11 protein-coding genes and 1 pseudogene are annotated in these 14,112 nt (G+C 70.3%); 3 read left to right on the top strand and 9 right to left on the bottom strand.

The window, feature by feature from the left end:
- Positions 1-78 precede the first annotated feature (78 nt).
- Together D588_RS0108610 and D588_RS0108605 are read right to left on the bottom strand one after the other, a co-directional pair.
- The gene (locus tag D588_RS0108610) at positions 79-738 is read right to left on the bottom strand and encodes a glutathione S-transferase family protein (protein WP_026143517.1); all 660 of its coding nucleotides are present in this window, start codon (positions 736-738) and stop codon (positions 79-81) included.
- 57 nt (positions 739-795) lie between these two features.
- Positions 796-1,491, bottom strand: a complete 696-nt coding sequence (locus tag D588_RS0108605; protein WP_017915675.1) for a YafY family protein — start codon at positions 1,489-1,491, stop codon at positions 796-798.
- A 350-nt stretch (positions 1,492-1,841) separates the two neighbouring features.
- On the opposite strand from D588_RS0108605, the gene D588_RS0108600 reads away from it, so the two are divergent.
- Complete coding sequence (locus tag D588_RS0108600; protein ID WP_232764260.1) at positions 1,842-5,150, top strand: AAA family ATPase; 3,309 nt, start codon at positions 1,842-1,844, stop codon at positions 5,148-5,150.
- Positions 5,151-5,392: 242 nt separating this feature from the next.
- Entirely contained in the window at positions 5,393-7,642 is a 2,250-nt protein-coding gene (katG, locus tag D588_RS0108595; protein ID WP_017915673.1) for a catalase/peroxidase HPI, read from the top strand.
- 416 nt (positions 7,643-8,058) lie between these two features.
- On the opposite strand, the gene D588_RS0108590 is transcribed toward katG, so the two are convergent.
- Positions 8,059-8,466, bottom strand: a complete 408-nt coding sequence (locus tag D588_RS0108590; protein ID WP_026143516.1) for an RNA-binding S4 domain-containing protein — start codon at positions 8,464-8,466, stop codon at positions 8,059-8,061.
- 513 nt (positions 8,467-8,979) lie between these two features.
- Between D588_RS0108590 and D588_RS0108585 the strand changes: the two genes are divergently transcribed.
- On the top strand, positions 8,980-10,440 hold the full coding sequence (locus tag D588_RS0108585; protein ID WP_017915671.1) for an MATE family efflux transporter: 1,461 nt from the start codon (positions 8,980-8,982) through the stop codon (positions 10,438-10,440).
- Positions 10,441-10,737: 297 nt separating this feature from the next.
- Here the strand turns inward: D588_RS0108585 and rplS are convergent, their stop codons facing one another.
- From rplS to D588_RS24340, 6 genes and pseudogenes are all read right to left on the bottom strand, one after another.
- A complete protein-coding gene (gene rplS, locus D588_RS0108580) occupies positions 10,738-11,154 on the bottom strand; it encodes a 50S ribosomal protein L19 (protein WP_010342237.1) in 417 nt (138 codons plus the stop codon).
- A 131-nt stretch (positions 11,155-11,285) separates the two neighbouring features.
- Positions 11,286-12,068, bottom strand: coding sequence for a tRNA (guanosine(37)-N1)-methyltransferase TrmD (trmD, locus tag D588_RS0108575; protein WP_017915670.1), 783 nt, complete (start codon positions 12,066-12,068; stop codon positions 11,286-11,288).
- A 73-nt stretch (positions 12,069-12,141) separates the two neighbouring features.
- On the bottom strand, positions 12,142-12,654 hold the full coding sequence (rimM, locus tag D588_RS0108570) for a ribosome maturation factor RimM (RefSeq protein ID WP_017907937.1): 513 nt from the start codon (positions 12,652-12,654) through the stop codon (positions 12,142-12,144).
- 43 nt (positions 12,655-12,697) lie between these two features.
- Positions 12,698-12,958, bottom strand: coding sequence for a 30S ribosomal protein S16 (gene rpsP / locus D588_RS0108565; protein WP_010342240.1), 261 nt, complete (start codon positions 12,956-12,958; stop codon positions 12,698-12,700).
- A 174-nt stretch (positions 12,959-13,132) separates the two neighbouring features.
- Positions 13,133-13,933 (bottom strand): aminotransferase class IV family protein, encoded by an 801-nt coding sequence (locus D588_RS0108560; RefSeq protein WP_017915669.1) that lies wholly within the window; start codon positions 13,931-13,933, stop codon positions 13,133-13,135.
- Positions 13,930-14,112, bottom strand: a pseudogene (locus tag D588_RS24340) (nitronate monooxygenase); the annotation flags it as partial. The gene D588_RS0108560 and the pseudogene D588_RS24340, both read right to left, overlap by 4 nt.

Raw genomic sequence — 14,112 nt, 5'->3', positions numbered from 1 at the left:
CCCTCTCCCCCCGGGAGAGGGGTTGGGGTGAGGGTCCGCCCGCACGGCACACCCAACCGCCAGTCATCCCACATCCCGCTAGGCGCTCGCCGGCACTGCGCTCGGGCGCGGCATGAACGGGTTGGGATGCGCCGCCAGCAACGCATCGTCGATGGCCGCGGCACGCTGCGCCGCCGGGCGCGCCATGTGCCGCTGCACGAAGGCGACAAACGCCGGCCGTGCCTGCAGCACACCGATGCGCGTGTAGAAGCCGAGGAACGCCGCGGCATACAGGTCGGCTGCGCTGAAGCGGTCGCCGGCCAGGTGCTCGCGACCGGCGACGCCCTGCTCCAGCATGTCCAGCAGATCCTCGCCATGGCCGTAGCCCGCGCTGTGCGCCGGGGCCAGCGTGCCGTGCTGCTTGGCGGTCAGGAACGCCTCGGCCGGGCCGGCCAGCAGGAACAGCCAGCGGTAGTAATCGCCACGCGCGGGCGATCCAAGCGGCGGCGCCAGCTGCCGCTCCGGCACCAGGTCGGCCAGGTAGGCGCAGATCGCCGCGTTCTCGGTGACGGTGGTGGTGCCGTGGACCAGCGCCGGCACCTTGCCCATCGGGTTGATCGCCAGATACTCCGGCGCCTTCATCCCGGTGCCGTAGTCGAGGATCTGCGCGCGGTACGGCAGGCCGGTTTCTTCGAGCATCCAGCGCGCGATGCGGCCGCGCGACATGGGGTGGGTGTAGAGCACAAGATCGTGGGTCATGGTCGGACTCCGTGGTGGACGCCACGCAGTCTGCACGTGCCCTGCTGACACCTGCTGTCAGGAGCCGACGCCGTGTCCGGTAGCGGCGCGCCAGCGCCGGATCAGGAGATGCCGCCGCGTCGGGTAGCGTTCGCTGTCGTCGCGCAGCGCCAACACCCGGTCGGCACGGAAATGGCGGAAATCGCCGCGCAGTTCGCACCACGCCGCGATCATGCCGAAACCGCCCAGGAAGGCCATCGCGAACGGCCAGATGCGCCGTTGCGAGGCGACGCCGCCGGCATCGGCATAGTCCATGTGCAGCACGTGTTCCAGACGGATGCCACGACGCAGCACCGGCAGCCACGGTGCCGCCGGCTGCGCGGGCTTGGCCGCGGGCACCAACAAACCGCTGGTCTCCAGCGCCAGCCGCAACGGCGCCGGCAGCGACGCCCCGATCCGGGTAATGGCGCGCTGCGCGGCCTGCGCCAGTTCCGGATCGGCCTGGCTCGCCACCCAGCGCGCGCCCAGGGTCAGCGCTTCCAGCTCGTCCTCGCTGAAGTTCAACTCCGGCAGCAGGAAGCCCGGGCGCAGCACGTAGCCCACGCCCGGGTCGCCGAGGATGTCGGCGCCCTGCCCGCGCAGGCTGGCGATGTCGCGGTACAGCGTGCGCAGGCTCACTCCCAGATCGGCAGCGAGCTGCGCCCCGGCCACGGGCCGGCGTCGCCCGCGCAGGGCGTCGAGCAGGCGCAGCAGACGGGTGGCGCGTTGGGTCATCGCGACAGGATAGTGGGCAGGCGCCGCCAACGGGAGGCGCTGGTGCGTCAGGCAGCCCGCCTGGCGCTGCAGTCCGATCGGTGTCGCACTGCGCAGCGACGCTGTCGCCTGGAGGAAACACGGACTTCTATACTCGACGGCGAACGCACCGCCCCGCTCCGCCGCAAACGGGGCCGCGCACACCAGCACAGGCCGCACGCGTCCGCGACGGCTACATCCAACGAGGGAACGCATGCAGGCACGCTCGCGAACGTCGTCACGCCCCCAGGTCCGCTGCACCATCGCAGATGCCATGCGGGCGCCACATCCGCGCAGCGGCCGTCGCGGCATCCGGGACTGAGGCGACGATGATGGAATTTGCCCTTTTCGCCATCGGCGTGGTCGTCGGTGCGGTGCTGTTGCATCTGGCGCGCCCTCTCGGGCGCAGCGCCTCCGCGCATCAGCCTGCACGGGCGACCGACACTGGCGACAACCACCACGCCGCGCCCGAGGCAACGCAGGAGACATCGGCGCAGCATCTGCAGCGGCTGCGCCAGCAGGTGGAAGCACAGGACGAGCAGATCCACAGCCCTGCCGATCTGGCACAGATTCCGCAGTTCCAGCAAGGCGTGGCGCTGCTGGCGGGCGCGGAGTTCTCCCATCAGGAACTGGTCGAGGCGCTGGGCAGCCCAGGCTACGTGCTGCCGTGCATGGCAGCGCAGGCCTTGGCGCAACGCCGCTCCCCGGATGCGGACGCGATCCTGGACGTGCTCCCGCACCTGGGTTCGTATCCGCTGAGCTTCCTGTTCGACTACCTGCAGCGCCTGCCGGATGCCGACCATCTGCACGCGCTGCTGCGCCACGCACGCGACTGGTGGTGGAACGTCGTCCCGTTCCGGCAACGCCTGCGCGCCTATCTGCAGTGGGCCGCAAGCAAGGCCCCGGCGGACCGCCCGGTGGATTTCGACGAACTCGACGATGCAGCGCTGACCGCACTCGGCGACACCCTGGCGCAGTTCAAGGAACCCGTGCTGGAGCCGTTCCTGCAGCGCCTGCACGACGCACGCAAGCAGCGTCGCGAGCAGCGCGTGCTCGGCGGCTTCGGCCGTGTCGTCGCCGCGGTGCCGGCGCGCCTGCGCCTGCGCCACCCGGGGCTGGACGCGGCCTTGCAGCGCGCCTACGAGCACGTGGTGACCACGCCTCCGCAGCCGGTGCTGCTGGTCGGCGAGCACGGCGTGGGCAAGAGCGTGCTGATCGACCTGCTCAGCGAACGCCTGCTCGGCGAAGGCTGGCGTGTGTTCGAGGCCTCCGCCGCGGAGATCCTGGCGGGGCAGAGCTACATCGGCGAACTGGAGGGACGCATCCGCGAGATGCTGGCGGTCCTGCACCGCGAGCGCGCCCTGTGGCGCGCGCCGGACTTCTACGACCTGCTGCACAAGGGCGCGCATTCGCGCGATCCGCGCGGCATCCTCGATCTGGTGCTGCCGGCGCTGGAGCGCGGTGAGCTGCGCCTGATCGGCGAGATCACGCCGCGGCAACTGGCGCAGCTGCAGGTGGCGCGGCCGACCACGCGTTCGCGCTTCGAAGTGGTGACGCTGGCACCGGCCGCGTCCACCGCGCTGGCGCAGATCGGCGCACAGTGGGCGCAGGCCCAGGCGCAGGCGCTGCAGACCGAGGTGATCGACGCGCGCGCCCTGGCCGAAGCCGAACGCCTCGCCGCGCAGTATTTTCCCGATCAGCACGAACCCGGCCGCCTGCTGCAACTGCTCGACGAGACCCTGCAGGCCGCGAAGGACGGCGACGACGCACGCCTGCCGCTGGACGACGATGCCCTGCTGCAGGCGGTGGCCAGGCGCAGCGGGCTGCCGCTGGAGGTGATCGACGATCGCCAACGGCTGGAACTGGAGACGCTGCGCCGTTTCTTCCGCAAGCGCGTGCTGGGCCAGGACGAGGCGGTGGAGACCCTGCTCGACCGCATCGCCATGCTCAAGGCCGGGCTGATCGACAGCCGCCGCCCGATCGGCGTGTTCCTGTTCGCCGGCCCGACCGGCACCGGCAAGACCGAATTGGCCAAGGCACTGGGCGAATTGCTGTTCGGCACTCCCGAGCGCCTGCTGCGCCTGGACATGAGCGAGTTCCAGGGCGAGGACGCGCTGTACCGGCTCACCGGCGACGACAGCGCCGGGCAGCGCACGCTGATCGCGCGCATCCGCGAGCAGCCGTTCTCGGTGGTGCTGCTGGACGAGTTCGAGAAGGCCCACCCCAAGGTCTGGGACCTGTTCCTGCAGGTGTTCGACGACGCCCGCCTGAGCGACCGCAACGGCAACACCGCCGACTTCCGCCACAGCATCATCATTCTCACCAGCAACGTCGGCGCCACGCTGGCCCGCGGCGCCGGCCCCGGCTTCGCCACCGTCGCCGGCGGCTACTCGCGCAACGCGGTGGAAAAGGCGGTGTACGAGACCTTCCGCCGCGAGTTCGTCAACCGGCTCGACAAAGTGGTGCTGTTCAACCCGCTGGATCGGGCGCTGATGCGCGAGATCCTGCACAAGGAACTGGATCGCACGCTGACCCGGCGCGGCCTGCGCAATCGCGCCTGGGCGGTGGAATGGGAGCCGTCGGCGATCGAGTTCCTGCTCGACCGCGGCTTCACTCCGGACCTGGGCGCGCGGCCGCTGCGCCGCGCGATCGAACAGCATCTGCTGGCGCCCCTGGCACGCAGCATCGTCGAGCAACGCGCCCCCGAAGGCGACCAGTTCCTGTTCGTGCGCGGCGCCGGCGACCGCCTCGACGTGCGCTTCATCGCAGCGGACGCGCCGCCGCCGCCGGAACCCCTGCCCGCGGCGGTCGACCCCGCCACGCCCACGGATCTGCGCGACCTGGTGTACGCGCCCAACGCAGACAGCGCGGTCCTGCCGCGCCTGGATGCGGCCTTGCATCGCCTGCAGGAATCGCACGCCGCGCCGGCCTGGCGGCAGGCGCGCGAGGCCGATTTCGCCGCCATGGGCGAGCGCGATTTCTGGTCGCAATCCGGCCGCTTCCAGGTGCTGGACCGGATCGAGCGCCGCGACCGCATCGAAAGCGCGCTGGCCACCGCCGTGCGCCTGCGCGCGCGGCTGGACGGCGGCGCCCAGCGCGACGGCGAGTTCGTGGCGCGCCTGACCCAGTTGCTGTGGCTGCTGCACCTGGCCAGCACCGCGCTGCAGGAGCAACGCCCGCAGGATGCACTGCTGGACCTGCGCATCGGCGCCAGCGAGCTGCACCGGCATCCGGCCGAAGCGCGGCAGTGGTGGCAACGTCTGCTGCAGATGTATCTGGCCTGGGCCGAGCAGCGCAACATGCGGGTGGAGGTGCTGGCACAGGATCCGCAGCAAGGCCGCGCCTGGCTGGCCATCGCCGGCTTCGGGGCACTGGCATTGCTGGACGCGGAAGCCGGCCTGCACGTGCAGGAACAGGAGGTCGACGAACCGACCCTGCGCCGGCTTGCGGTGCAGGTGCGGGTCGCCCCGGACCTGCCCGGGCAGGCACGGCGCGCGCCCATCGGCGAGGACGAACTGCGGGTGTGCCGACGCTATCGGATCGCACCTTCGCCGCTGGTGCGCGACAGCGTCCGCGGCTGGCGCAGCGGACGCCTGGAACGGGTGCTGGGTGGCGATTTCGACGTGATGCCGGTCGACTGAGTCCTGCCCGGGACGCACGCAGCATGCGGCCTCTGCAGGGAGTGCCGGCAAGCGAGCGATGCGCGGCCACACCGCGCACCGCCATCGATGTGATAGCTACGTCCTATCGATTGATTAGAAGAATTCGAATTCTCTAAATCGCGGCTTCCACCTATCGTGTCTCCAGTTTCACCGTGTCGCCGCCGTATGATCGCGGCGCCGAGCCACCCCATCTCGTCCACCAAGAGCCAAGGCAGCCTCCCATGACCAGCGAATCGAAATGCCCGTTCCACCAGGCTGCCAGCGGCAGCGGCACCAGCAATCGCGACTGGTGGCCCAAGCAGTTGCGCGTGGACCTGCTCAACCAGCATTCCGCCCGTTCCAACCCGCTGGACCCGCAGTTCGATTACGCCAAGGCGTTCAAGCAACTCGATCTGGAAGCGCTCAAGCGCGACCTGCATGCGCTGATGACCGATTCGCAGGACTGGTGGCCGGCCGACTTCGGCCACTACGGCCCGCTGTTCGTGCGCATGGCCTGGCATAGCGCCGGCACCTACCGCACCGGCGACGGCCGTGGCGGCGGTGGCCGCGGCCAGCAGCGTTTCGCTCCGCTCAACAGCTGGCCGGACAACGTCAGCCTGGACAAGGCGCGGCGCCTGCTGTGGCCGATCAAGCAGAAGTACGGCCAGGCCATCTCCTGGGCCGACCTGCTGATCCTCACCGGCAACGTCGCGCTGGAATCGATGGGCTTCAAGACCTTCGGCTTCGCCGGCGGCCGCGCCGACACCTGGGAGCCGGACCAGGACGTGTACTGGGGCCGCGAGACCAAGTGGCTGGGCGGCGACGAGCGCTACGCGCACGGCTCGCCGGGCGTGGACGAGGCGCACGGCGTGCTGGTGAAGGACGACGACAGCGAAGCGCGCCATACCCGCGACCTGGAGAACCCGCTGGCCGCGGTGCAGATGGGCCTGATCTACGTCAATCCGGAAGGCCCGGACGGCAATCCCGACCCGCTGCTGGCGGCCAAGGACATCCGCGACACCTTCGGCCGCATGGCCATGAACGACGAAGAGACCGTGGCGCTGATCGCCGGCGGCCACACCTTCGGCAAGACCCACGGCGCCGGCCCGGCCGACCACGTCGGCGCCGAGCCGGAAGCGTCCGACCTGGAGAGCCAAGGGCTGGGCTGGTCCAACAGCTTCGGCAGCGGCAAGGGCGGCGACACCATCACTAGCGGCCTGGAAGTCACCTGGACCACCAAGCCGGCGCAGTGGACCAACGAGTTCTTCGAGCACCTGTTCAAGTTCGACTGGGAACTGAGCAAGAGCCCGGCCGGCGCCCACCAGTGGGTGGCCAAGAACGCCGAGGCGGTGATTCCGGACGCGCACGACCCGTCGAAGAAGCACCTGCCGACCATGCTCACCACCGATCTGGCGCTGCGCTTCGACCCGGCCTACGAGAAGATCTCGCGCCGCTTCCTGGAGAACCCGCAGCAGTTCGCCGACGCCTTCGCCCGCGCCTGGTTCAAGCTGACCCACCGCGACATGGGCCCGCGTGCGCGCTACCTCGGCCCGGACGTGCCGGCCGAAGAACTGCTGTGGCAGGACCCGATCCCGGCCGTGAACCACCCGCTGGTCGACGCGCAGGATATCGCCGCACTGAAGAAGACCCTGCTCGACTCCGGGCTGAGCGTGGCGCAACTGGTGTCCACCGCCTGGGCCGCGGCCTCCACCTTCCGTGGCTCGGACATGCGCGGCGGCGCCAACGGTGCGCGCATTCGCCTGGCCCCGCAGAAGGATTGGGAAGTCAACCAGCCGGCGCAGCTGGCACAGGTGCTGGCCACGCTGGAGGACATCCAGGCGCAGTTCAACGGCGCGCAGAGCGGCGGCAAGCGGATCTCGCTGGCCGACCTGATCGTGCTCGGCGGTGCCGCCGCGGTGGAACAGGCGGCCAAGCTGGCCGGACAGATCGTCGAGGTGCCGTTCGTGCCGGGCCGCATGGATGCCTCGCAGGAACAGACCGACGTGGAGTCGTTCGCGGTGCTGGAACCGATCGCCGATGGTTTCCGCAACTACGCCAGGCGCCGTTACGCGCTGTCGGCCGAAGCGCTGCTGATCGACAAGGCGCAGTTGCTGACCCTGACCGCACCGGAGATGACCGTGCTGGTCGGCGGCCTGCGCGTGCTCGGCGCCAACAGCGGCCAGTCCGCGCACGGTGTGTTCACCGATCGCCCGGGCGTGCTCAGCAACGACTTCTTCGCCAACCTGCTGGACATGGGCACCGAGTGGAAGGCGACCTCGGAGATGAAGGACGTCTACGAAGGCCGCGACCGCAAGAACGGCGCGTTGAAGTGGACCGGTACCCGCGCCGACCTGGTGTTCGGCTCCAACTCGGTGCTGCGCGCGGTGGCCGAGGTCTATGCCAGCGCCGACGCGCAGGCGAAGTTCGTACGCGACTTCGTCGCCGCCTGGACCAAGGTGATGCAGTTGGATCGCTTCGACCTGGCCGCCTGACGACGGCAGACGGGGCGCCGCTGCGGCGCCCCGCTTGTCCTGGTCGCATGACGACAACGCCCCGCTCGCCGGGGCGTTGTCGCGAGTGCAGCGGCTCCACACGCTCTGTCGCAGAGGGCAACGCACGAATGGGGATGACGAGGATTGACCGCCCTGCGTCGCGACTGAATCCGCTCCCACGGTGTGTCAACCGCCATGAGCACGCCGACGCTCGCCAGGACGCAAGCCGGTCGTGGGAGTGACTTCAGTCCCGACTGCATGCAGCCGAGGAAGCCTGATGTTGCTTGCAGCGACTGGCCATCGAGCGAAACACGCGACCAGCGCACCACCCACCTTCGGCAACGTCACGACACCATTCGGTCGCCGCTGCAACTCGGTCAACCGCACCGATCCTCGGCCAGGCGCAGCGGACTCGGCTACAACGCGTCCAGATCCCCCAGCGCGCGGATCAGCCGCCGCGCACGCTTGTCCGGTTTGCCCTCCGGCGCCTGGTAGCCGTTGCGCTCGGCGCTGCGCTGCGCACGCAACTGCGCACGGCGCTCGCGCGAAGCATCGCTTTCTTGGTACAGGGTCTGCGCCACGCTGGCCGGGCCGCGGGTATCGCTCAATCCCAGCACCTGGATCTCGAACACCTCGTCGCCGCGCTGCACGCGCATCTGCTCGCCCACGCGCACCGCGCGCGAGGATTTCGGCCGCTGCCCGGCCACGTCCACCTTGCCGGTCTCCACTGCCTGCTTGGCCAGGCTACGGGTCTTGAAGAAGCGCGCGGCCCACAGCCAGACATCCAGGCGCACCGCGGCAGCTTGTACGACAGATTCATTCATTGCGTTGCTCGACATCCACTCGCGTTGGGGATTGCAGGCAGTCAAAAGGCGGCGCCGGAGCGGAGACCATCGCGCCGCCCGAGAGCATGCGCGGCGCACACGTCTCTCCGCACAGATGGCGATGCGATCGCACCAATGCAAGCACCGCGCCGCAGGGGCTCACCTTTCCGGGATGAATGGGTTGACAGAGAGCGAGCGACCTCGAGGCAGGCGCAGCGGGGGGCGGCTCGCCCAGGTTTCATGTCCCATGCCGGTGCTGGCGTCGCCCCCTACCCGGCACCAAGCAATGACCCGAGCCGTGCCGAACGCAGTTCCATCCTCGCCGCAGCGCACCACCGCGACTCGGACAGGACCGGCCGCCACGCGCGACGGCCCATGCCACCCGCCGTGGGGCGGCGCAGGCCCGCCCCCTGCCCGCCTGCGGCACGAACGCTACAGACCCAGATCCGCCCATCGCCCCGCCGACATCCGTCGATGCTAGTGTGGCCGGCTCACGCTCGCTCCCGACCCGCGATGACCAAGCCCGCTGCGCTCACCGAAGGCCCGATCGGCCGCCAGTTGCTGCTGTTCTCGCTGCCGATCCTGGCCGGCAACATCGCGCAATCGCTCAACGGCTCGGTCAATGCCGTGTGGATCGGCCGCTATCTCGGCGAAGCGGCGCTCACCGCCGCGGCCAACGCCAACAGCATCATGTTCTTCCTGATCGGCTCGGTGTTCGGCATCGGCATGGCCGCCACCATCCTGATCGGCCAGGCGATGGGCCGCAGCGACGTGGCCCAGGCGCGGCGGGTGATGGGCACCAGCGCCACCTTCTTCATCGGCATCTCGGTATTGATCGCCGCCGGCGGCTGGTGGCTGGCGCGGCACCTGCTGGCGGCGATGGGCACGCCGGCGGCGTCGCTGCCGCTGGCCGAGGCCTATCTGCGGGTGATCTTCCTGGCGATGCCGCTGCTGTACACCTTCGCTTTCCTGTCGGCGGCGCTGCGCGGCACCGGCGATTCGCGCACACCGTTCCGCTTCCTGCTGCTGTCGGTGGTGCTGGACATCGGCTTCAACCCGCTGCTGCTGTTCGGGCTGGGGCCGTTCCCCAAACTGGGCATCGCCGGGGCGGCCTGGGCCACGCTGATCGCGCAGGCGGTGTCGCTGACCGGGTTGCTGCTGTACCTGCGGCACAAGCGCCACGTGCTGTGGCTGGGCCGCCGCGACGCGCGGCTGTTCCGGCTCGACCTGCCGATCCTGCGTGCGCTGATCGTCAAGGGCGTGCCGATGGGCCTGCAGATGGTGCTGATCTCGCTGGCGATGATCGTGATGATCTCGCTGGTCAACGGCTATGGCACCGCCACCTCCGCGGCCTACGGCGCGGCGCTGCAGCTGTGGGCCTATCTGCAGATGCCGGCGATGGCGATCGGCGCGGCCTGCTCGTCGATGGCCGCGCAGAACGTCGGCGCGCAGCGCTGGGACCGGGTCGCGGCGACCGCGCGCAAGGGCGTGCTGTTCAACTTCCTGCTGACCGGCGCGCTGATCGCGCCGCTGATCCTGTTCGATCGCTGGACCCTGGCGCTGTTCCTGCCGCCGCACAGCGCGGCACTGGAGATCGCGCGCCACCTCAACCACATCGCGGTGTGGTCGTTCCTGTTCTTCGGCGTCACCTTCGTCATCTCCGGCGTGGTCCGCGCCACCGGTGCGGTGGTCCCGCCGCTGCTGATCCTGGCGCTGTCGCTCTGGGGCATCCGCGTGCCGTTCGCGCAGTTGCTGCAGCCGCAGCTGGGCGTGGATGCGGTGTGGTGGAGCTTCCCGACCAGCGCCACCTGCGCGATGCTGCTGTCGCTGGCGTATTACCGCTGGGGCAACTGGCGCACCGCGCGGATGCTGGCGCCGTCGCGGCCGGAGACCGTGGCGCATCCGGCGGAAGTGCCGGTGCAGCCGCCGGCACCGGTCGCCGACGTGGCGGTGGCGCAGGATCCGGCGCGCTGAGCGCTGCGCTCGCGCCACGATCCACAGGCGCCCTTGTCTGTGCGGGAGTCGACTGTCATGCAGCTGCAGCGAACGAAGCCCAAGCCGTCCGACACCGGCACGCGTCGGGACTGAAGTCCCTCCCACAAAGGCGCCAAGCCCCTGTGGGACGCGACTGAAACTCCTGCCACAAAAACGGCCAGACCCGCCATCGCGGACATGACGGCTCCGCCCCCGCGCGGCGCGATCCAAACCCCACAAACGCAAACGGCCGCCCGAAGGCGGCCGTTGCGGCAGCGACCGAGGGTCGCCGGAAGATTACTCGGCCTTGGCGGCGGCGGCAGCGGCCTGGCGCGCGACCTTGGCCTGCGCAGCGGCGGCCAGATCTTCCTTGATGCGGGCGGCCTTGCCTTCCAGGCCACGCAGGTAGTACAGCTTGCCGGCGCGGACCTTGCCGCGGCGCTTCACTTCGACCGAGTCGATGGTGGCGCTGTGGGTCTGGAACACGCGCTCGACGCCGTAGCCGTGCGAGATCTTGCGCACGGTGAACGAGGAGTTCAGGCCGGCGTTCTTGGTGCCGATCACCACGCCTTCGTAGGCCTGCACGCGCTCGCGGTTGCCTTCCTTCACCTTGACGTTGACGACGACGGTGTCGCCCTGGTTGAACTCCGGCAGCTTGCGCTGGATCTGGGCGGCTTCGAAGTCGGCCAGGATGGTCTTGTTGAGCTTGCTCATGGTGGGCACCGCTTGTGTCTGGTGAGGTGGTCCGGCAGTCGCCGCACGGCGATTGCGCGATATCGGATGGGCCAAGCACGGAACGCACTGGCCGGAAAGCCGGGTATTTTAACCCAGCCCGGCGGCAATGGCTAGGGCTTGGATGGATTTTCCTGTTCGGCGGCCTGCGCCGCCTCCCGCTCCTGGCGGAATTCCTGCAGCAGGCGCCGGTCGGCCGCGCTCAGCGCCGTCTCGTCCAGCAGTTCCGGACGCCGCAGCCAGGTCCGCCCCAGCGCCTGCATGCGCCGCCAGCGCGCGATCGCGGCGTGGTTGCCGGAACGCAGCACCGCCGGCACCTCACCCAGCGCGTGTTCGCGCGGATGGGTGTAGTGCGGGCAGTCGAGCAGGCCGTCCGGGCCCTCGAAACTGTCCTGGGCCGCGGATTCGGCGTCGTTCAGCGCCCCCTCCTGCAGCCGGGTGACCGCGTCCACCAGCACCGCCGCGGCCAGTTCGCCGCCGGACAGCACGTAGTCGCCGATCGAGATTTCCTCGTCCACCGCGGCGGCGACGAAACGCTCGTCCACGCCCTCGTAGCGCCCGCACAGCAGCAGCAGCCGCGGCAGCGCGGCCAGTTCGCGGGCCTTGGCCTGGGTCAGCGGCCGGCCTTGCGGGCTCAGATAGATCAGCGGCGCCGGCAGCGGATCGGCCGCGCGCACCGCCTCCAGGCAGGCCTGCAGCGGCTCGATCATCATCACCATGCCCGGGCCGCCGCCGAACGGGCGGTCGTCGACCTTGCGGTAGCCGCCGCTGGCGTAGTCGCGCGGGTTCCAGCCGTGCAGGTCCAGCAGCGCGCGCTCCTGCGCCCGCCCGACCACGCCGAACCCGGCGCACTGGGCGACGAACTCGGGGAACAGGCTGATGACGTCGATGCGCATGAGGCTGGGAATGGGGAGCCGGGAATGGGGAATGGGAAAGGCAAACGCCAAAGCGGCCGCATGGCCGCTTCGCTCAGAACTCGGGGTCCCAGTCGACCACGACCAGGTTGGCCTCGAAATCCACCGACTTGATGTAGTCCGGCTGCACGAACGGCACCAGCCGTTCGCGGTCGCCGCGCACCACCAGCACGTCGTTGGCGCCGGTGGAGAACAGGTGCGACACCTGCCCCAGCGCCACGCCGTCGACGGTGCGCACGTCCAGGCCTTCCAGGTCCACCCAGTAGTACTCGTCCGGGCGCGGCGGCGGCAGGCTGCTGCGCGCCACGTAGATCTCGGTGCCGCGCAGGGCCTCGACCGCATCGCGGTCGGTGACCTCGGGCAGCGTGGCGATCAGGTACTTGCCGGACTCGCGGCCGCGCACGCCGCTGAGGCTGCTCTCGCTGCCATCGGGCTTGCGCACGATCCAGGGCTGATAACGGAAAATGGCGAGGCGCGGCTCGGTCCAGGACTCGAGCTTGGCCTCGCCACGGATGCCGAACGCGCCGAGGACCCGACCGAGCAGGATGCGGCGCTGGCTGTCTTTCATTGGGGCAAACGCGAGGGCCGCGCGCTGGGCGCGGCCCGCGGAATCAGGCCGCGGCGGCCTGGTTCTTGGTGGCTTCCTTGTACAGGTTGCGCACCTTGTCGGTCAGCTGCGCGCCATTGGACACCCAATGGTCGACGCGGGCCAGGTCCAGCACCACGCGCGGCTCGGCGCCCTGGGCGACCGGGTTGTAGTAACCGACGCGTTCGATGTTGCGGCCGTCGCGCGCGCTGCGCACGTCGGTGACGATGATGTGGTAGAAGGGGCGCTTCTTGGCGCCGCCACGGGTAAGGCGGATCTTGACCATGGTGAGTTTCCGGTGTTGCCCAGTCGCCAGGATGGCGCGGTGAACCGACGATTATAGCGGCCGGCCTCGGCTCTGCCAAGTCTGGGCCGTGGCCTGCGGCCGCGGGATTGGGGATTCGAGATTGGGGATTCGCCAGGAGCGGCAGCCATGCCACGATGGCCGTCCACGGAGTGCTCAGATCGCCTGCCAGGGCTGGGTGTGTAACGCCGCCTCCAGCATGGCCAATAGATCCGCGGCCGGGCGCAACGCGCGCCCGTCCACTGCCGCCACCGCCTGCTGGCCGCGGGCGTTGCAGGTGAAGGCGGCCACGTCCGGCCCGAGTTCGTGGAGCGACAGCGGCCGCACCTCCTGCGCCACGCCTAGCGCGGCGAGCCCGGCCTGCAGCAGCCGCTGCTGGGTGCCGTGCAGCGCCGGGGCCTGTGGCCAGTGCAGGCAGGCGCCGTCCCACAGTCCCAGGTTCCAGGTCGGCCCTTCGGCCACCTGCCCCTGCGCGTCGACGAACAGCGCGTCGTCGCTGCCGGCCTGCAGCGCAAGGCGGCGCTGGTGGAAGGCGCCGAAGGTGCCGACGTGTTTGAGCTGCGCCGCCTCGCGTGCGAACACGCTGCTGCGCAGGCGCAACGGCGCCGGGTCGGCCTGCGCCGGTTCCGCCAGCGACACCAGCAGTTCCACCGCGCAGTCGGCGTCGGCCCGGCGCAGGGTGAATGCCGGCGAGCACACGGTGACGCGCAGCGACGCGTCGCCCCTGCCGAACGCGGCCAGCGCCGCGCGCAGCTCGCCGCGCACGCGCTCGGCCGCCAAGGCGCTGCCGAACAGCGCCGTATTGGCCTGTTGCAGCCGCTGCAGATGCAGCTCGAACCCGCGCACGGCGCCATTGCGCACCTGCATGGTGCTGAAGTGCCCATAGTTCACCAGCGCGGCGGCGGCCAGCAGCTCGGCGCCGGCAGGCTGCCCGTGGTGGAAGACCTGCGATGTCACAGCAGGGCCTGCGCCTGCGTCCACCAGCGTTCAACCAACGTCGCGGCGGGCTCGGCCTGGGCCATCCACGCCGACTGCCCGGCCCAGGCCTGCATCGCCGCCAGGCGGCCGGCGCGCTGTGCGGCCTGGCGCATCGGCGCAGTCAGGCCACGCTGCACCGGGTACGGCCGCGGCGGCGG

Source organism: Xanthomonas sp. SHU 308 (assembly GCF_000364645.1).
Classification (GTDB): domain Bacteria; phylum Pseudomonadota; class Gammaproteobacteria; order Xanthomonadales; family Xanthomonadaceae; genus Xanthomonas_A; species Xanthomonas_A sontii.
This window is presented reverse-complemented; position numbering and strand designations above follow the sequence as displayed.